The 16650-nt window shown below is 70.7% G+C and carries 18 protein-coding genes; 5 read left to right on the top strand and 13 right to left on the bottom strand.

Annotated elements, in window-relative coordinates:
• Positions 1-16: 16 nt before the first annotated feature.
• The 3 genes from ACFO0C_RS48835 to ACFO0C_RS48825 form a co-directional block, all read right to left on the bottom strand.
• The gene (locus tag ACFO0C_RS48835) at positions 17-1468 is read right to left on the bottom strand and encodes a serine/threonine-protein kinase (protein WP_378073816.1); all 1452 of its coding nucleotides are present in this window, start codon (positions 1466-1468) and stop codon (positions 17-19) included.
• A gap of 214 nt (positions 1469-1682) precedes the next feature.
• Complete coding sequence (locus ACFO0C_RS48830; RefSeq protein WP_378073815.1) at positions 1683-3356, bottom strand: S8 family serine peptidase; 1674 nt, start codon at positions 3354-3356, stop codon at positions 1683-1685.
• Between the two features lie 59 nt (positions 3357-3415).
• Positions 3416-4072 carry a DUF998 domain-containing protein gene (locus tag ACFO0C_RS48825; RefSeq protein WP_378073813.1) on the bottom strand — a complete coding sequence of 219 codons (657 nt, stop codon included), beginning with the start codon at positions 4070-4072 and terminating at the stop codon, positions 3416-3418.
• 24 nt (positions 4073-4096) lie between these two features.
• On the opposite strand from ACFO0C_RS48825, the gene ACFO0C_RS48820 reads away from it, so the two are divergent.
• Positions 4097-4696, top strand: coding sequence for a hypothetical protein (locus ACFO0C_RS48820; protein ID WP_378073812.1), 600 nt, complete (start codon positions 4097-4099; stop codon positions 4694-4696).
• On the opposite strand, the gene ACFO0C_RS48815 is transcribed toward ACFO0C_RS48820, so the two are convergent.
• On the bottom strand, positions 4684-5553 hold the full coding sequence (locus tag ACFO0C_RS48815) for a hypothetical protein (protein ID WP_378073811.1): 870 nt from the start codon (positions 5551-5553) through the stop codon (positions 4684-4686). The genes ACFO0C_RS48820 and ACFO0C_RS48815 overlap by 13 nt on opposite strands.
• A gap of 220 nt (positions 5554-5773) precedes the next feature.
• On the opposite strand from ACFO0C_RS48815, the gene ACFO0C_RS48810 reads away from it, so the two are divergent.
• Complete coding sequence (locus tag ACFO0C_RS48810; RefSeq protein WP_378073809.1) at positions 5774-6265, top strand: DinB family protein; 492 nt, start codon at positions 5774-5776, stop codon at positions 6263-6265.
• A 15-nt stretch (positions 6266-6280) separates the two neighbouring features.
• Here the strand turns inward: ACFO0C_RS48810 and ACFO0C_RS48805 are convergent, their stop codons facing one another.
• Both ACFO0C_RS48805 and ACFO0C_RS48800 read right to left on the bottom strand, forming a co-directional pair.
• Complete coding sequence (locus tag ACFO0C_RS48805; RefSeq protein WP_378073808.1) at positions 6281-6505, bottom strand: hypothetical protein; 225 nt, start codon at positions 6503-6505, stop codon at positions 6281-6283.
• Between the two features lie 34 nt (positions 6506-6539).
• Positions 6540-7511: an NAD(P)/FAD-dependent oxidoreductase gene (locus ACFO0C_RS48800; RefSeq protein ID WP_378073807.1), complete on the bottom strand. Its 972-nt coding sequence runs from the start codon at positions 7509-7511 to the stop codon at positions 6540-6542.
• 390 nt (positions 7512-7901) lie between these two features.
• On the opposite strand from ACFO0C_RS48800, the gene ACFO0C_RS48795 reads away from it, so the two are divergent.
• A complete protein-coding gene (locus ACFO0C_RS48795; protein ID WP_378073806.1) occupies positions 7902-8474 on the top strand; it encodes a helix-turn-helix domain-containing protein in 573 nt (190 codons plus the stop codon).
• 70 nt (positions 8475-8544) lie between these two features.
• Here the strand turns inward: ACFO0C_RS48795 and ACFO0C_RS48790 are convergent, their stop codons facing one another.
• From ACFO0C_RS48790 to ACFO0C_RS48775, 4 genes are all read right to left on the bottom strand, one after another.
• Complete coding sequence (locus tag ACFO0C_RS48790) at positions 8545-9849, bottom strand: M20/M25/M40 family metallo-hydrolase (RefSeq protein WP_378073805.1); 1305 nt, start codon at positions 9847-9849, stop codon at positions 8545-8547.
• Entirely contained in the window at positions 9846-11153 is a 1308-nt protein-coding gene (locus tag ACFO0C_RS48785) for a radical SAM protein (protein ID WP_378073803.1), read from the bottom strand. The genes ACFO0C_RS48790 and ACFO0C_RS48785 overlap by 4 nt, the downstream gene beginning before the upstream one ends.
• A 226-nt stretch (positions 11154-11379) precedes the next feature.
• Positions 11380-12141, bottom strand: coding sequence for a hypothetical protein (locus ACFO0C_RS48780; protein WP_378073801.1), 762 nt, complete (start codon positions 12139-12141; stop codon positions 11380-11382).
• Between the two features lie 128 nt (positions 12142-12269).
• Positions 12270-12653 (bottom strand): hypothetical protein, encoded by a 384-nt coding sequence (locus ACFO0C_RS48775; RefSeq protein WP_378073800.1) that lies wholly within the window; start codon positions 12651-12653, stop codon positions 12270-12272.
• A 62-nt stretch (positions 12654-12715) separates the two neighbouring features.
• Between ACFO0C_RS48775 and ACFO0C_RS48770 the strand changes: the two genes are divergently transcribed.
• Positions 12716-13111 carry a hypothetical protein gene (locus ACFO0C_RS48770; RefSeq protein WP_378073799.1) on the top strand — a complete coding sequence of 132 codons (396 nt, stop codon included), beginning with the start codon at positions 12716-12718 and terminating at the stop codon, positions 13109-13111.
• Between the two features lie 38 nt (positions 13112-13149).
• Here the strand turns inward: ACFO0C_RS48770 and ACFO0C_RS48765 are convergent, their stop codons facing one another.
• Complete coding sequence (locus ACFO0C_RS48765; protein WP_378073798.1) at positions 13150-14085, bottom strand: serine hydrolase; 936 nt, start codon at positions 14083-14085, stop codon at positions 13150-13152.
• A gap of 11 nt (positions 14086-14096) precedes the next feature.
• The gene (locus tag ACFO0C_RS48760) at positions 14097-14987 is read right to left on the bottom strand and encodes a LysR family transcriptional regulator (protein WP_378073797.1); all 891 of its coding nucleotides are present in this window, start codon (positions 14985-14987) and stop codon (positions 14097-14099) included.
• A gap of 82 nt (positions 14988-15069) precedes the next feature.
• Between ACFO0C_RS48760 and ACFO0C_RS48755 the strand changes: the two genes are divergently transcribed.
• Positions 15070-16245 carry an MFS transporter gene (locus ACFO0C_RS48755; RefSeq protein WP_378073795.1) on the top strand — a complete coding sequence of 392 codons (1176 nt, stop codon included), beginning with the start codon at positions 15070-15072 and terminating at the stop codon, positions 16243-16245.
• Here ACFO0C_RS48755 and ACFO0C_RS48750 read toward each other — a convergent pair.
• Entirely contained in the window at positions 16221-16460 is a 240-nt protein-coding gene (locus tag ACFO0C_RS48750; RefSeq protein ID WP_378073794.1) for a hypothetical protein, read from the bottom strand. The genes ACFO0C_RS48755 and ACFO0C_RS48750 overlap by 25 nt on opposite strands.
• Between the last annotated feature and the right edge of the window lie 190 nt (positions 16461-16650).

The following is a 16650-nucleotide window of genomic DNA, read 5'->3' as shown; positions in this document are numbered from 1 at the left end:
AAGTATTACGGCCGGGTCAGGGCTGGGCAACCTCCGCGGCCGGAATCCCGCCGTCGCAGGTGACCGTCACGGTGATCAGATCGTTGCCGTGCTTGAAGACGACAGCCGGTGCGGACGCCGGGCCCGGGTCGGCGGACTGCACCTTGTACGGTTGCGCGGCCGTCCAGGACAGCAGCTCGGCGGTCGCCGGGGACGGGCAGGTCGCCAGCACGGTCCCGCCCTCGGCGGAGAACGTCCGCTCGACCAGGGCCGGCGTGGGCGACGACGACGCTGCTGGTGACGGCACGGTGGCCGTCGGGACCGGCGACGGGATCTGCTGCCGGGAGGGCGCCTGCACCGCCTGCGCCGCCCCGGATCGGTCCGGCCGCGGAGCCGGCGTGCCGGTCGCCGCACCCGGCCGGGTGGGCGTCACCGGGGACGGCCGCACGGAGGACCCGCCGACGGTCCGCCCCGTCGCACCCGCGGCTCCACTCTCGGGCCGGTCGGTGAGGATCCACACCCCGGCCCCGGCGGCGGCGAGGAGCGCCACCACCGCCGCTCCGACGGCGACCGGGCGCCGCACCCGTTCCGGAGCGCCCCCGGAAGGAATCGGCGCCACGTCACCGACCACCCGGATCCCGGCCCCGTGCGAGAGCGTCGCCGCGACCTCGTCTGCGCTGGGCCGATGGTCCGGATTCTTGGCCAGGCACCGGTCACAGAGCCGCACCACGTACTCCGGCACACCCGCGACCACCGGCAGCGGCGCCGGCGGCACATACAGGTGGTCCCGCATCATCTGCCGGGTGTCCTCGCTGGTCCACGGATTGCGGCCGGACAGCATCCGGTACAGCACGACCCCGAGCGCATACACATCGGACGCCGGCACCACCGCGTCGCCGACCAGCCGCTCCGGCGCCAGATAGGCGGGTGTGCCGAGCAACTCGTCCGGATCGTCCGGCGCACCGGCACCGTCCGGCGCGACGGCGGCCGCGATGCCGAAATCGACGACCTTGGCCCCGGTCGGGGCGAGCATCACGTTGCCGGGCTTGATGTCCCGGTGCACTAGTCCCACCGCGTGTGCCGCGGCCAGCGCCGCCGCGATCTCCGCACCGGTCCGCATCGCGAATCCCGGCGCCAGCGCCCCCGCCCTCAGCCGTGCCGCGAGCGTCCCGCCCGGCACGAGCTCCATCACCACATACGGAACGACCCGTCCGCCACGGCGCGACTCGGCGTAGTCGTGGACCTGCGCGATGTTCGGATGCGACAGCGCCGCGGCGGCCCGCGCCTCCCGCCGGATCCGCTCCCGCGACCGGGCATCCCCGGCCTGCGCGGCGGCCAGCAGTTTCACCGCCACCGCACGGCCGAGCACCTGGTCATGTGCCTGCCACACGACGGCCATCCCACCGGCGCCGATCGGCGCCACCAGCCGATACCGTCCACCCAGGACCAGACCCTCGTGAGCACTCTCGAACGCGCCGGGATCACTCATCCCCGCCAGTCTGCCGCCAACATCGACAGACCGCAGCCCGAAACTTCGACGGTACGCCGCACCCAGCCCCGCCGAACCACCCCGTCCCGGGCCTACGACGCGACGCAGGCGTGCCCTCGCGGCCGGCAAGGCGCCTCACGGGCGTGTGCGTCCCGCACGGCTGCCGCTCCCGCCTCTTCCGGGGAAGCGGGGCTCGATGGGCGTACAGAATCGGTCAGACTTTGATCTTTGTGGTTTTGGTGTTGCCGGCACGGTCGGTGACGGTGAGGGTGACCGGTTTGGTGATCCGCCGCTTGCCGGGTTTCCAGGAGAGGGTCCACGGTGACTTCGCCGAGGTCAGGGTGATCTTCTTCGAACCAGCCGTGATCACGGCCTTGACCTGCTTGATGCCGACGTTGTCGCGGATCGAGGGGATGATCTTCAGGGTTCCGCCGGACTTCGTCGCCCGCACCTTGGTGATCGTCGGCGCGGTGTTGTCGAAGAGGAACGTCCGGTTCGCGGAGCGGGTGTTGCCGTGACGGTCGGTAGCCCGCAGTGTCAGGGTGTGTGATCCGTTCAGGCCTGCGCTGTCGAAGGTGAACGTCCAGGGAGCGGCGGTATCGGTGGCCACGACGCGCCCGGCGCGGAGCAGTTCGACCCGGGCGATTCCGGACGGATCGGAGGCGGCAGCGACCACGCCCATCCTCCCCCGGCGCGGGGTCGAGGAAGCCGCCGGCGACGACCAGCCGACCGCCGGAGCGGTGACATCACCGCTGGTCAGCGCGTTGATAGTGCCGAGAGCGTCGACGCGGCCGGAGGCGACCCAGTCACCGGCCGGAACCGCGGTGGTCTCGATCGCCGTCCGGACCTGCGCGGCGGTCGCCACCGGCTGGACCGAGAGGCCGAGCGCCGCAACGCCGGCCACCATCGGCGCGGCCGATGACGTGCCGGTGAACCAGAAATAGCCGCCGTCCCTGGACTGCGCGACATTGACACCGGGCGCGGCGACGTCGACCCAGCCGGCGCCGTAGTTGGACCAGTCGTAACGGCCGTCGTCCTCGGTGGACGCGGCGACCGCGATCGCCGTGGGATAGCCCGCCGGATAGGACAGGTCCGGAACGCCGTCGTTACCGGCCGAGGCCACCACGAGCACACCGTGATCGGCGGCGTAGGCGACCGCGTCGGCCAGGATCTGCGAGCCGTCCGGCCCGCCCAGCGACATGTTGATCACTTCGGCGCCCTGGTCGACGGCGTAGACGATGCCCTTCGCGATGTCGTCGTGCCCGCCCGAGCCGTTGCTGCCCATCACCTTCACCGGCAGGATCCGGCAGGTCCAGCAGAGACCGGCGAGCCCGTCGCCGTTGTCGCCGGCCGCGGCGATCACCGATGCCGCCATGGTGCCGTGCCCGTTGTCGTCGGCCGGATCGGCGTCGTCGTTGACGAAGTCGTAGCCCGGCAGCAGCCGTCCGGCCAGCTCACTGACCGGGCTCACGCCGGTGTCGACGACGGCCACGACGACGTCGGCCGACCCGGTCGTGACATCCCAGGCGGCCGGGCTGCCGATCACCCGATTGCCCCACTGCCGCGACTGCAGAGGATCATCCGGGGTACGGGTGACCCGCGCGACCGGCGTCGATTCGACGTAGGTCACCTCCGGGAAACCGGCCAGCGCCCGAGCCGCGTCGCCGGTGACGGTCACCGTGACCGCGTTGAGCTGCGGGTTCGTATCACTGGTCAGGACACGGACCGCCGGGTCCGCATCGAGGGCCGCGACCGTCGCCGCGGCGGACGCGCCCGGGCGCAGCCCGATGGTCACGGTGCCGGCGGCCGCGTCCGCGGCAGCGGGGGTCACACCGGTGAGGGAGGCCGCGGTCAGCGCCGCGGTGACAGTCAACGTTCGATACCGCACGACGCGAAAGCTACGGAGGTACGGGAGCAACGTCCGTGCGGAACAGGTGCCGCCCGGTATCAGTCGGACATTACCGGCTCCTTGCGCCGGTTCGGCTCACGGACCGCCCACCAGGCCAGCAACAGCACCGTGATCACCTCGGCCAGGCCGAGCAGCCGCTCCACGGTGCCCAGCGGAATGGCCCGCCACCAGCGCTCCCCCGTCCACGGCTCGGCCAGCACCGCCCACAGGATCGGCGTGAAGCAGAGCAGCGACACCACCCCGCCGGCGGCCACCCACCGGGCCGTCCCCAGGGTCCGGCCCGCCGCTCCGCCCGCCGCTCCGCCCGCGGCCAGCAACGCGCCGATCGGCAGGCTCAGAAACGCGACGACGCTGAACACCCGGTGCACGGTGCCGCTGCTCGACGGGCCGGCCTGCCAGTTGTGTTTCTCGAACCACACCACGCCGACCAGCCCCACCACCCACAGCGCGAGCACCGTCAGCGCGCCGCGGGTGAGCCGCCCGGTGCGGTGCAGCGCCGCCAGGATCGCCGCCGAACCGGCCGCCAGCAGCAGGGTCGCCGCGTCGAACACCCAGCCGTCGGGCATCAGCGCATACTGACTGATGGTGCGGCGTGTCCAGTCCAACTCGGCCGACGGTGGCAGCACGTGCAGCGACCCGTAGAGCGCGAGCGAGGCCAGGACACAGACGACACCGAGGCCGGCGAGGGCTTTCATCCGCCAACAGTGCAGGATCTTCCTGTGAGTGTTCTTGAAACGGCGCGGGCCCTGCCGGACGTCGAGGAGCTGCGGCGGCGGTCGCAGGCGCTGGCCATGTGCGACGCGATCATCAGCCCGGGCTGGGAGAGCCGCTACTACTCGTACGACTCCCGGTGGAACGTCGAGCGGGGCGAGCACATGGCGTCGATGCGCAACGGGTCCGGCGACGAGTACTCGATCGTGTTCTCCCCCGCCGGCGTCTACATCCGTGGGCTCGACCACGAGAACCGGCGGGACCCGGCACTCTTCGACGACGTGCCGGCCGTGTTCGCCGCCCAGGTCGCCGAACCCGCGTTCAGCGCGGGCGCCAACATCTGCCTGTGGCGCGAGACCGGCGGCGACCGCTGGCACGGGCGCGGGCTCGACGACGTGACGTGGCTGTTCGAGCTGCTCGTCGACGGCACCCCGGAGGCGTACCAGGAGTTCGCCGAGGACTACTACGAGGAGGACGTCGACCTCGGCGCCGTCACCGAGGTCTTCACGCTGCGGCCGCTCACCGACGCGCTGGTGCGCCGGCTCAACCCGGGGGTGACGGTCGCCTACCTCGCCGACGACATCGCGGAGATCGACTATCCCCGGTGATGCCGTTTCACGAAGGTGTAACCCGGCTCCAGCGTGAACCCGTCGATCTGCTCCTTCTCCATCGCCTGCTGGTGAAGGCTCTGCTGCTTCTTCGACGCGTGGGAGCCGGCGGGCAGCCGGCGGACGAACCCGTTGACCCAATGGTCACGGCGATCGCCGCCGTCACCGTGCCCGTCGCCGCTCGGCTCACCCGGTAGCGGGCCCTCCTCCACCAGCGGGGCGTAGAACAGCAGGTCCAGCGTGTCCTCGCCGTCGACCGCCGGATAGTTGAGCTCGCCCTCCGGGCTCGTGCTGCCGGTGACGCGCGTGACATAGCCCTCGCGGAGCAACTGGTCGACGGCGTTGCGCAGCAGGAACGTGCCCTTCTTGCCACGGCCCAGCCCGCAGTGGGCGGGCAGCTCCGCCTCCGGGAAGACCGCCGACCCGTCGTCGAACACGCGGCCCAGCCGGCGGACAGCTTTCAGCACCTGACCCCGATTGGACACCCCCGGATCGAACTCGCGGGTGATCACCTTCGGGTCGTACTCATGGAAGTAGTCGACGCCGTCCACCCGCAACGGCTCGTCCAGCACGGTGGTCCGCACCACCACGAACTCCTCCGAGGAGCGCCAGGCCACGCCGGCCAGCACACCCGGGCGCACATCGGCCGGCCAGGCGATCCCGGTCAGGTGCAGGCCCGGATCATGAACGGCCACCGACTCGAACGTCTCCCGCACCGGATGGAGGCCCAGCGCCCGGTGCTCCAGGACGACGGTGACCGACTCACGGCCCGCGACCTGGGCGGCCAGCTCGTCGGGCAGAGGGCAGACCGCATTGTCCAGATCCGCCCGGACCAGCGCGAACCGACGACTTCTCACCCGACGAAGATTACCCGGCCGCGGGAGGATCGACCCGAACCGGACTTCAGCTGAAGCCCGGCTCCTCTCCGGTGGTGGGGTGCGGCTCGCTGGTCCCCACCACCTCCCGTCTCCCGCCTCTGACGCCTTCCGCTCTCCTTAGGGTTGCCCTCCCGGCGGCGGCCTTCGGGCGGCAACCTGCCCGCGCAGAATTGTCGGGGGGTCGCGGTAGCGTGCGGGCATGACGGGGATCGATGGAGAAAAGGCCGTTCTGCAGGAGTTTCTGGGCTACCAGCGGGCCACCGCCATGGCGATAGTCGACGGGCTCGGCGAGGTGGCGCTGCACACGACGGTGCTGCCATCGGGCTGGACACCGATCGGGTTGATCGAACATCTGGCTGACGCCGAGCGACACTGGTTCCAGGCCGTCCTGACCGGCACGCTGTCACCCCGCCCGTGGGACGATGGCTGCCCATCGTTCGTGACGCCACGATCCTCGGCCGAGGTGCTCGCGTTCTACCGGGAGCAGTGTTCGCTGTCCGACCGGTTGATCGCGGAAACGCCCCTGGATGCGGCGCCGGTCGGGAAACATGAGGACGAGCGGCTGGCCGCCCAGACCACCGACCTGCGGCGGATCATCCTGCACATGATCGAGGAGACCGCGCGTCACGCGGGCCACCTCGACGCGGCCCGCGAGTTGATCGACGGCCGCACCGGCTTGGGCCCCCGCTGATGGCCGGCAGCCGGATCAGCCCCGCGCCGTCGCCGCCATCCGCGCCCGGAGGCGCTGGAGCAGCGGCAGCAGGCCGTAAACGACGATCGGCACCGCGATCGTCGCCGTGACCAGGGTCCGCACGACCATCGGCACGTCCCGCAGCAGCTCGCCGAGCAGCAGTTGAAGGACGATCAGGGTCGGGGCGACCGCGATCCAGATCATCACGGCCATCTGGTGGCGGCTCGATTTATGGGACACGGCGATTACTCCTCGTTCGTTCGGTTGAAGGGGGTCAGACTGCCGCGACGTTCTGCCGAACCGCCGCGGCCTCGCGCTCCTGGGCCGCGGAGAACGGGAGCGCGGCGCGCACGTCCTCCTCGACCAGGTCGGCGTGCAGGTCGATGGCGGCGGCCGATCCCGCACCGGCCGCGGTGATCACCTGGGCGCGCGGGTCGACGGCGTTCCCGGCGGCCCAGATGCCGGGGAGACTGGTGCGGCCGGTGCGTTCGGAGGTGACGACCGCTCCCAGACCGGCGAGCAGACCGTCGGCGGGGACCAGGCGCGGCCGTACGAACAGGGCATGCGGGGCGACCATGCCGGCCCAGTCGAGTTCGATGCCGGCCAGCCGGTCGCCGTCGATGATCACGCGGTTCACGATGCCGTCGACGACGCGGATGCCGCGGGCGGTCAGCCGCTGACGTTCGGCGCCGGTCGATTCATAACCGTGGGCGAAGAAGGTCACGTCGTCCGACCACTGCCGGATCAGCAGGGCGTGATCGACGCTCTCCGGGCTGCCGCCGAGGACACCGAGCGGGCGGTCCCGCACCTCGTAGCCGTGACAGTAGGGGCAGTGCAGCACGTCCCGTCCCCAGCGTTCGGCGAGACCCGGGATGTCGGGGATCTCGTCACGCAGCCCGGTAGCCACGATCACCCGGCGAGCCCGGAGCCTCGTCGAGTCGTCGAGCCGGACCCGGAATCCGGCGTCCCCGGCGGCAGCCCCGACCGGTGCCGTCGGGGTGATCTCCCGGACGGTGCCGTCGATCAGTCGGCCGCCGTATCCGGTCACCTCGGCCCGCCCGGCGGCGAGCAGGTCGGCCGGGGCCATCCCGTCCCGGGACAGAAAACCCTGCATGTGAGCGGCCGGGGCGTTCCGGGGCTGCCCCGCGTCGATCACGGCCACCCGTCGCCGGGCCCGCACCAGAACCAGGGCGGCACTCAGTCCGGCCGCGCCGCCACCCACCACTGCAACGTCGTATTCGCTCATGCGGCCAAGACTCAACCCACGCCATCCATCCAGCAAACATCGTTGCCGTTTCCGGGAATCCACCCGTCGCCCCGAACACCAACGCCCAAATCCGGCGGCCGCGGAACATCCGGCGCCTACCTAACACCCGCTCTACTCCGCACCCACCGCGCGGCACGCGTCTCGCGGCTCGCACTCACCGCACAGCCACCGCGCCGCACGGGCTCCCGTCTCGCGCGATGCCTCGCATTGACCGCGCGGCACGCATCGCGCCCCGCGCACCCGCCGTGCTCGCTCGGGGCCCTCCATACACGTCGCTACCAGGAGCGACAAGTGGCGGCTTCGGTGCCGTGGGCCGCAGAAACGGCAATCTGGGTTGCTGTTTCTGGGATGACTGCGTGAAATGGGAACGTGGAACAGACGATCGCCGCCGCCCTCGCCGATGTCGGACCGCGGCTCCGACGGCTGCGGACTCAGCGCAATGTCACTCTGACCGCGCTCGCCGAGGTCACCGGGATCTCCAAGAGCACCCTGTCGCGGCTCGAGAGCGGCCAGCGCAAGCCCAGCCTGGAGTTGCTGCTGCCGATCGCCCAGGCGCACCGGGTGCCGATCGATGAACTCGTCGGAGCCCCGCAGGTCGGCGATCCACGAGTGCGGCTGACCCCCCGCACGGTCAACGGCCGCGTGGTGCTGCCGCTGACCCCGCACGCCGGGTCGTTACAGGCGTGGAAGGTGATCATCCCGGCGGACCAGACCGAGCCTGACCCGCGGGTCCACGAGGGTTACGAGTGGCTGTATGTGTTGTCCGGCCGGCTGCGCCTGGTTCTCGGCGACCACGACTTCGTGATCGGCGCCGGCGAGGCGGCTGAGTTCGACACACGGCTGCCGCACTGGTTCGGCAGCACCGGTGACCACGCCGTCGAGATCCTCAGCATCCTGGGCCGCCAGGGTGAGCGGATGCACGTCCGAGCCCGCTCCACCTGAACAAACGACACCCGAACAACGCCACCTGAACGGCAGGCAACCGGCACGGCGGGTGCCTCCGGGTGACCGGCTACTTCTCCGGCAAGCTCGCGATGAGGGCGCCGTACCAGGCGACCCCCTTCACATAAGCGTCGACCGTGATGTGCTCGTCGTTGGTGTGGATCGACTCGCGCTGTTTCTTCGTCATCTCGAACGGCGTGAACCGGTAGACCCGCTCGCTGATCTTCGTGAAGTGTCGGGCGTCGGTCGCGGCCATCATCACGTACGGCGAGGTCACCGCCTCCGGAAAGTGGGCCTCCGTGACCGACGCGATCAGGTCGAAGGCGGAGTCCAGTGGCGACGACGGTGACGGCTCGCCCTCGTCGATCACGGTGATCCGGACCTGCGGGTCCTTGATCACCCGGCGGACGTGCTTGATCACCCCGTCCATCGTGTCGCCGACGAGGATGCGGATGTTGACGCCCGCGGTGGCCGTGGCGGCGACCACGTTGAGTGCCGGTGACCCGCTGAGCGTCGTCACCGCGAAGGTGCTGCGTGCCATCGCCGCCGCCTCGGGGCCCGCCACCAGCAGCAGCCGGGTGAGGAGGGCCCGGCTGCGGACGGCGGTGCTCAACGCGTACCGCATCGGGGTGGAAGCGTGCGGGGCCGCCCGCCGGAAGAGTTCGACGGTGGCGTCCGGCGCCGATGCCCGCATCGGCTGCCGGTCGAGCCGGGTGATGGCCCGCGCGAGCCGCGCCGTCGGGCCGAGCGGGGCCGGGGTGGACGCGTGCCCGCCGCGGCCGTCGACGCGCAACTCGAGCGACGTGATGCCTTTTTCGGTCACGCCGATGACGGCGATCGGTTTCGCGACGCCGGGGAACGCGTCGTAGGCGACCGCCCCGCCCTCGTCGAGCACGAACCACGGGGTGACGCCGCGTCGTCGCAGCTCATCGACGGCGAGCGGGGCCGCGTCGCCGGCGACCTCCTCGTTGCAGCCGAACGACAGCCACACGTCCTGCGCCGGGGTGCGCCCGGCGGCGAGCAGGTCCTCGACGGCCTGGCAGATCGCGGTGAGGCTGCCCTTGCAGTCGAGGGTGCCGCGACCCCAGATGATCCCGTCCTCGACGACCGCGTCGAACGCCGGGTGGGTCCACTCGCCCTCGACCGGCACCACATCGATGTGCGCCATCAGCACGATCGGCTTCTCAGCCGAGGCACCGGCCCAGTGGAACAGCAGGCCGTGGCTGCCGACCCGGATCAGCGGCAGTTCGTGGAGCAGCGGAAAATGCCGCCTCAACGCCTCGTGGAAGGCGTCGAAGGCGGCATGATCCCAGGCCGCCGCATCCCGCGTGGAAACCGTCGGAATGCGGAGCAGCTCGCGGAAAGCCTCGATCATTCAGCGGCCGGCAGAGTGTCCATGAACGAGCTGACCGAGAAGACCGCGTTGCCGGCGCCGGGCGGGCCGTAACCGGGCGGACTACTCAGTCCGTTGGCCTCCATGGTCGCGCGATAGGCCTCGAGAAGCCGGATGTGGTACTCCAGGGGAGCGCCTTCCGGGTTCGTCCGGCCGAGCGGCGTCGTCGGCTCGGGGCACCAGGTGGTGAAGCGCGGCAGAATGCCCCGGGACATGAAATATTGCAGGCCCTCGGTGGTCGACTCGATCGCCTCGTCGACGGTGCGGAAACCGAACGGCTCGGCCATCTCGATGCCGGCGACGAAGTTCGGGATCACATTGCGCGGGCCGAAGACCTCGGCCGACTCCAGAATGCGGCGGTGCCATTCGGCCCGGCCGACATAACGCTCCTTGCCCGGGCAGTGGAGCTCGAACAGCCGCTTGTCCCACACCTCGAAGTTGGGGTGGTAGATGCGGATGCCGTAGTCGTAGAACCGCTGCACGTCCTCTTTCGGCAGGGCCTGCGCGACCACCTTGCCGATCCACCGGCCGGGGAACCGCTCCTCGATGGCCTGCGCATAACGCCCGTAGAAGTCGGCCTCGGCCAGCCCGTCGACCTTGCTGGTGATGCTGCCGCCGGTCAGCGTGTAGGCGTGCGACGTCTTCGCGGTGTCGTACTTGTCGATGATCGCGAGCGCCTCGAGCACCTCGTCGACCGGTTTGACCCCGGTATAGGGCCGCCCGGCCGCCTTGTGCTGCCGCCAGTTGTGGTTGATGTCGCAGTACTGGCATTCCTCTTTGGCGCCGAAATACTGACAGACGCGGAAGACGGTCAGGTAGATGAGATAGCCCCACTGAATGGTGGGCGCCACCTCCATGATCTGCTTGCCGCTCTCCAGCGTGTGCCGGTAATAGTCGGGCATCGGTGGCAGCCCGACATCGGCGATCGCCTTCCCGTCCAGGAAGAGCATCAACCGGCCGTCCTCGGACGGCTTCACCCGGTACGGCGACGAGGGATTGACCCGCACCGAAACGACGGTGCGCCGCAATCCATAGGGCCCACCGGTGAGCACGATCTCCTCCGGCGGGCGCCGCAGCGCCGCCTCACCCAGCTCCGGCAGCGTGCGGTGATCGAACGAGAAGATGAAATACGACTTCGGCTTCACATCACCGTTCTCATTGTCGGTGAGCGCCGAATCGTCGAACGCCAGCCCGCCCCGAAGCAGGTCTTCCTTGATCACCGCCTCGCGCGGAATGTGCGGGAACCGTCCCATCAGATCTTCGATGAGATCCGTACGCGTCTGCATCTTGGCGTCCTCCCAACCCGGACCGTAGCACGCCGGGGTCCTTACATCCGGAGCCAGGCACCCGTGTCACAAATCACCAAACCCCAGGTCAACCCCATCTGTTTCCGGTACGGCCACACCGCCCGCCAACCGCACCCACCCCTCCCGGGGCCACACCGCGAGGCGACCACGACACCGGACCGCAAGGCGCCTCACGGGCGTGTGCGGCCCTCACCGCGCACACCTCTCAGGCGGCCGCGTCGGCGTGATCCCCGGGCAGGACGTCCTCAACGCCGGCCGCCTCGACAGCGGGCGGGGTCCCGGCGCCCGGATCGAGCAACTCCGCGACCAGCAGCGCCCGCCGGACCGCCACACCGACCAGGGCGGGCGTGACGCTCTCGCCGGCCGGTTCGACGGTGACCAGGGTCCGCTCCCGCACCGCCCACGGCGGGATCCGCCGTGTCAGGAACGCCCGGCGCAGGTCGGCCCGGTCCAGCAGCGGCGAGTCACCGACCCGCTCGAACGGCACGTGGTAGGCCATCGACGGCGCCGCCCACGGCAGGCGGACCACCACGACCACACCCCGGCCCTCGGCGCTGTCGGTCAGACCGGCCAACGCGTCACCGGCCCACCGGATCTCCCCCGCGACGACCGGGAACCCGCCGGCCGTGAACGACCAGGCCGCACGCACCCGGACAGTGCCGCCCGGCCGCGGGTCGGGCCACGGCCACTCCCGGCCACGCGGGTCGGTCCGCTCCCACCCGGCCGCCGTCGCGTGCCGGGCCATCACGCTCGCCGCCCGCGACCGGTCGGCCAGCAGCGCGAGGACGCACCCGGCCAGCAGGAGCAGCCACACCGCCCACATCGGAGCCGGCGAGGGGTCGCTGAACGCCGTCGCGCCCGAGGCGAAGATCAGGAACAGTCCACCCAGGGCACCGAGCCAGGTCACGGCCGCCGCGACGGCCAGTGCCCAGCGCCCGAACTGCCGGGTCCAACGGCGCAGCGGCATCGGCATTCCTCATGATCGAACCGGGCGTGGCGCCGCACACGATAGCGACATCTGTCATCATCGGCGTGCCCCGGGGCGGCCGCTGTGCCGGGCCCGCACGCGGTGGCACACCATCGCGTCGCCCATCGTCAGGGCAACAGGATCAGAGCCGCCCGTGCCAGGTACCGGGCGCGGTCCCACTCCGGACGGGTGGCGAGTGCCTCGGCGTTCCACAACGTCCGGTCATGGTCGTCGCTCATGGTGTCGAGCTGCTCGTCGAGCTCGACCAGCGCCGGCACCGCCGTGGGATCGATCCAGCCACGGTCCACGAACGACGGCAGCAGCCGGAAACCCTGATCGAACTCCAGCGCCAGCTCGTCCACGACGGCGCCACCATCGGCGAAGACCCGGCTCAGCCAGGCAACCTGGACCTCGGCGTCGGACGCGAGCACAGCAACGGCACGAACGAACCCGAGCGCGGCCCGGGCACCCGGTTCCTCCACACGATCAGCCTCGCTCAGGACGGTCACCATCGGCAACCCTTTGACAGCGATCGGTAGACCTCAGGGGACACGTCGTCATCGCGGAGGGATCATTGAGCATCGTCGCGCCGGAGATCATCGTGCGCCTGACCGAGGAGCAGGCCCGGGCGGGCGGCCCCGGTTCGGGCTACGCGGTCGACCCCGGCTATCTGAACGTCTTCGGCACCATCGGCTGTGTCCTCCTCCTCACCCCCGCCGGGGAGGTCCTGGTCGACCACCACGACGAGGAGGGCATCGTCGAGGCCACACCGGACGAGCGGGAGTTCGCGCACGTACGCGCCGCCAGCGGCCACCCGGAGTTGCGGGGCCTGATGCCGTCCCGGCCGGCGGACGCCGTCGACTGCCCGCTCTGCCACGGTGCCGGTTCCGTCCCCCTGCCGAACGGGCACCGGGTGTTCTGCGGCGCCGAGCAGTGCAACAGCCGTGGGTGGGTACCGCCTCACTCGTGAGCGCCGCGGTCCAGCCAGTCGCCGATCAGTCCCCAGCCTCAGTACGCCAGGTGTTTGCGGGTGAGCTTGGCGACTTTCTCGACCAGGGTGACGCCGGCGGTCATGTTCTTGTTGCGGCGGGTCAGGACGGCCACGGAGACGTCCACCGAGCCGTTCTTCGCGGTGATACGGCCGATCGTGTTGACCGCCCACAGGCCGCCGTCGGCCGTACGCGTGTCCCATCCGTTCTTGACCGTGAAGATCTCGCCCTTCTTCGCGATTGCCGGGACGCCCCAGTCCTGCGCCGTGGAGACCGTGTTCATCAGGGTGAACGCCGTCTTACGGGAGGCCGCGGAGAGCGGGCCTCTGGTGTCGACCAGTTCCGACAGGAGAACGACCTGGTCGGAGGCGGTGGTGCGGGTCAGGCCCCAGCGGCTGTCGACGACGGTCTGCGTCAGACCGAGCCGCTTGTTGCATTTCGTGACCGCCGCCTTCCCACCGATCCGCTGGTAGAGGGAAGTGGTCGCGTTGTTGTCGCTGAGCCGGATCATCGGGCGGGCCAGCTTCATCTCGGCGGAGGTCGGGGCACGGCCGGCGTCCTGCGCCTTGAGGAGCATGCAGGCGAGGATCTGCACCTTCACGATGCTGGCGGTGTCGTATTTGACGGAACCGCGATAGACGTACCGCTGGCCGGTTTTCCGATCGAGAACGGCGACCGCGAAATCGCCTTTGACGGCTTTCAGCGCGGTGTTGAGGCTTTTGACACGGGCGGCACGGTCGGTCACCGTCTGTTTCGGTGCGGCCGGTGCCGGGGAGGCCGCGGACGTCGAGGCCGCCGGGGCGGGCGTGGCCGGCAGAACCGCCGCGGCCACCACCACCGGCCCGGGGTCGTGCATCACGGGCGCGTCGTCGTCGAGCACGGCCACGATCAGGCCACCTCCACCGAGAGTGACGACCGCTGCCAGCGTGACAATCCAGAACCGGAACGACCTCATGGCGGCCCACTCTATGACACCGGAAGGAAATCCGCGGTCAGCGAGATCAGTGCCCGTGCGGCGGCGCCCGGCGGACGGTCCGCCGGAACGGCCAGCGACAACGGCCACCGGAGATCGGCACCGGTCACCGGAATCGTCACGAGCCCTTTTCCACCGGTCAGCAGAAAACGCGGGAGAAGAGCAACACCGAGCCCATTTCGTACGTAATCCGCGCTCGTCCCGATGTCGGTGATCTCGATGGTCACGTGCCGCCGCACGCTGGCCGCCGCGAACGCCCGGTCGGCGACGTCCCGGTTGCCGTAGCCGGCCGGCAGGTCGATGAAGTCGAGCCCGCCCAGTTCCTCGATCGGCACCGCCGCCCGGCCGGCCAGCGGGTGATCGGGCGGCACAGCGAGATCCATCACCGAACTGGCCAGCTCGACCAGATGCACACCCGCCGGACGTGGCCCGGGCACCGACACGAACGCCAGGTCGAGGCGGTGCTCGGCGAGCATCGCGACGAGCCCGCGCGAGCCCATCGGGGACACCGCCGTCTGCAGGAGTACGCCGGGGTGACGCCGGTGGTACTCGCCGAGCAGCGCGGGCAGGTCGATCACCCGGATCGAGGTGAGCGTGCCGATCCGCAGGGTGCCGCGCAGGCCGCCGCGCACCTCGGCGACCGCGTCCCGGGCGTCCCGGGCCGCGTCGAGGGCGACCCGGGCGCGAGGCAGCAGGGCAAGACCGGCGTCGGTGAGGTGGACCCGTTTGGCGTTGCGGTCGAGCAGCGGGGCGCCGAGCTCGCGTTCCAGGGTCTTGATCGCGGCGGACACGGCGGACTGGACCACGTGCAGGCGGGCGGCCGCACGGGTGAAGTGCTGCTCCTCGGCGACGGCGACGAAGTATTCGAGCTGGCGGAGTTCCACACCTGGAAGTATCAACGACAGCGATCGTCGCGAGCTGAATCTTTCGTTGGTGGTGATGATCGAAGCGGCGGACAGTCGGCACATGGCACTTCTGGAGACACGGGTGGTCACCCGGACCACGGGCTTCTGGCCCGTCGCGTTCGCCTTCGCGGTGGCGATGGCGTTCTCGACCGTTCCGGCACCGCTCTACCCGCTCTACGGTTACTCCACGTTCACGGTCACGGTGATCTTCGCGGCCTACGCGGTCGGTGTGGTGGCCAGTCTGCTGCTGGCCGGGCACGTGTCCGACCAGGTCGGACGGCGGACCATCCTGATTCCGGCACTCGGGCTGGAGATCGTCGCGGCGGTGCTGTTCCTCTCCGGGACATCACTGCCGGTGCTGCTGGCGGCGCGGTTCATCACCGGGCTCGGCGTCGGCATGATCACCGCCACGGCGACCGCGCACCTGCTCGAGCTCAACGGGACCTCCGGCGCCCGGTTCGAGATCGTGTCGACAGCGGCGAACATCGGGGGCCTCGGACTGGGAACGCTCGTCGCCGGTCTGCTCGCCTCTTTCGTGGACGCTCCGCTGCGTACGCCGTACCTCATATTCTTGATCCTGCTGGTGGCGGCCGTCGCCGCGGTCGCGAGCGCACCGGAGACGGTGCGCCCGAATCCCGGCTACCGGTACCGGCCGCAGCGGGTGACCACCGGCCGCGGCCCCGCCCATCTCGCCGCGGCGACCGGCGCGTTCGCCGCGTTCTCGGTCTTCGGTTTCTTCACCTCGGTCGCGCCCGGATTCGTCGCCGGCACCCTGCACCACCCCTCACGCGCGCTCGCCGGACTGATCGTCTTCGCGGTCTTCGGCGGCTCGGCGGCCGCGCAGACCCTCACCACCGGATGGCCGGCGCGGCGCCGCACCACCGTGGGCCTGACCGCCCAGGCCCTCGGCACGATCATCCTGGTGACCGGAATGCATCAGGCAAGCCTGACGGTCTTCCTGCTCGGCGGCCTGCTCGCGGCCGCCGGGGCCGGCGTCCTTTTCAAAGCGAGCATCGGTACGGTCGCCGCGCTCGCGACCGACCGGGAGCGAGGCGCGGCGCTAGCCGGAATCTTCCTGATCGCCTACGTCGCCCTGGCCGTCTCCGCCCTGTCGATCGGCACAGCCGCACAATCGGCCCCGGTGATCACGGTGATGACCTGGTTCGCCGTGGTGCTGCTGGCCCTGCTGGCCGGCGTCGCCACCCTGCACCGTCAGTCGTCGAACGGCTCAGTCTGACGGTGCAGCGTCCGGCAGCCCAGACAGATCGACGAGTACCCGCTGGTGAACATCGCCATCATCGGCAGATCCACCAGCGGGCTCCCGGGCCCCGGCTCGGGCAGAGTCAGCTGCTCGGTATACCTGTCACACGTCTGGCACCGCACCGTCACCCGGCGCCCACGACCGGATTCGATCAGCGCCCCGAGAAACGCCTCCGGAAATCTGAAGCCCATCGCCCCACCCTGCCGCCCGCTCCCCCATACCGCCACCCTGCCGCCCGCTACCCACAGCCGCCCGGCCACCTCACCCGCCACCTCACCCGCCACCTCGCCGCCGCCCCCGCCCCGCATCCGTGCCCACCTCCGTAGCAGGCCCCTCCGCCTCCCCGCCGCGCAGCCGGGGGCCCCACCTCCCTCCGCAGCC

The organism is Actinoplanes subglobosus (assembly GCF_042650585.1).
Taxonomy (GTDB): domain Bacteria; phylum Actinomycetota; class Actinomycetes; order Mycobacteriales; family Micromonosporaceae; genus Actinoplanes; species Actinoplanes subglobosus.
Note: the sequence above shows the minus strand (reverse complement) of the source record. Positions and strands in the feature narration are given on the sequence as shown.

Excerpts from the sequence above, each read along its gene's own strand:
- ACFO0C_RS48810 (WP_378073809.1), top strand. The coding sequence starts at position 5,774 with ATGACGGGGATCGATGGAGAAAAGGCCGTTCTGCAGGAGTTTCTGGGC.
- ACFO0C_RS48775 (WP_378073800.1), bottom strand. The coding sequence starts at position 12,653 with ATGGTGACCGTCCTGAGCGAGGCTGATCGTGTGGAGGAACCGGGTGCC.
- ACFO0C_RS48750 (WP_378073794.1), bottom strand. The coding sequence starts at position 16,460 with ATGGGCTTCAGATTTCCGGAGGCGTTTCTCGGGGCGCTGATCGAATCC.
- ACFO0C_RS48780 (WP_378073801.1), bottom strand. The coding sequence starts at position 12,141 with ATGCCGCTGCGCCGTTGGACCCGGCAGTTCGGGCGCTGGGCACTGGCC.
- ACFO0C_RS48785 (WP_378073803.1), bottom strand. The coding sequence starts at position 11,153 with ATGCAGACGCGTACGGATCTCATCGAAGATCTGATGGGACGGTTCCCG.
- ACFO0C_RS48800 (WP_378073807.1), bottom strand. The coding sequence starts at position 7,511 with ATGAGCGAATACGACGTTGCAGTGGTGGGTGGCGGCGCGGCCGGACTG.
- ACFO0C_RS48790 (WP_378073805.1), bottom strand. The coding sequence starts at position 9,849 with ATGATCGAGGCTTTCCGCGAGCTGCTCCGCATTCCGACGGTTTCCACG.
- ACFO0C_RS48835 (WP_378073816.1), bottom strand. The coding sequence starts at position 1,468 with ATGAGTGATCCCGGCGCGTTCGAGAGTGCTCACGAGGGTCTGGTCCTG.
- ACFO0C_RS48755 (WP_378073795.1), top strand. The coding sequence starts at position 15,070 with ATGGCACTTCTGGAGACACGGGTGGTCACCCGGACCACGGGCTTCTGG.
- ACFO0C_RS48765 (WP_378073798.1), bottom strand. The coding sequence starts at position 14,085 with ATGAGGTCGTTCCGGTTCTGGATTGTCACGCTGGCAGCGGTCGTCACT.
- ACFO0C_RS48825 (WP_378073813.1), bottom strand. The coding sequence starts at position 4,072 with ATGAAAGCCCTCGCCGGCCTCGGTGTCGTCTGTGTCCTGGCCTCGCTC.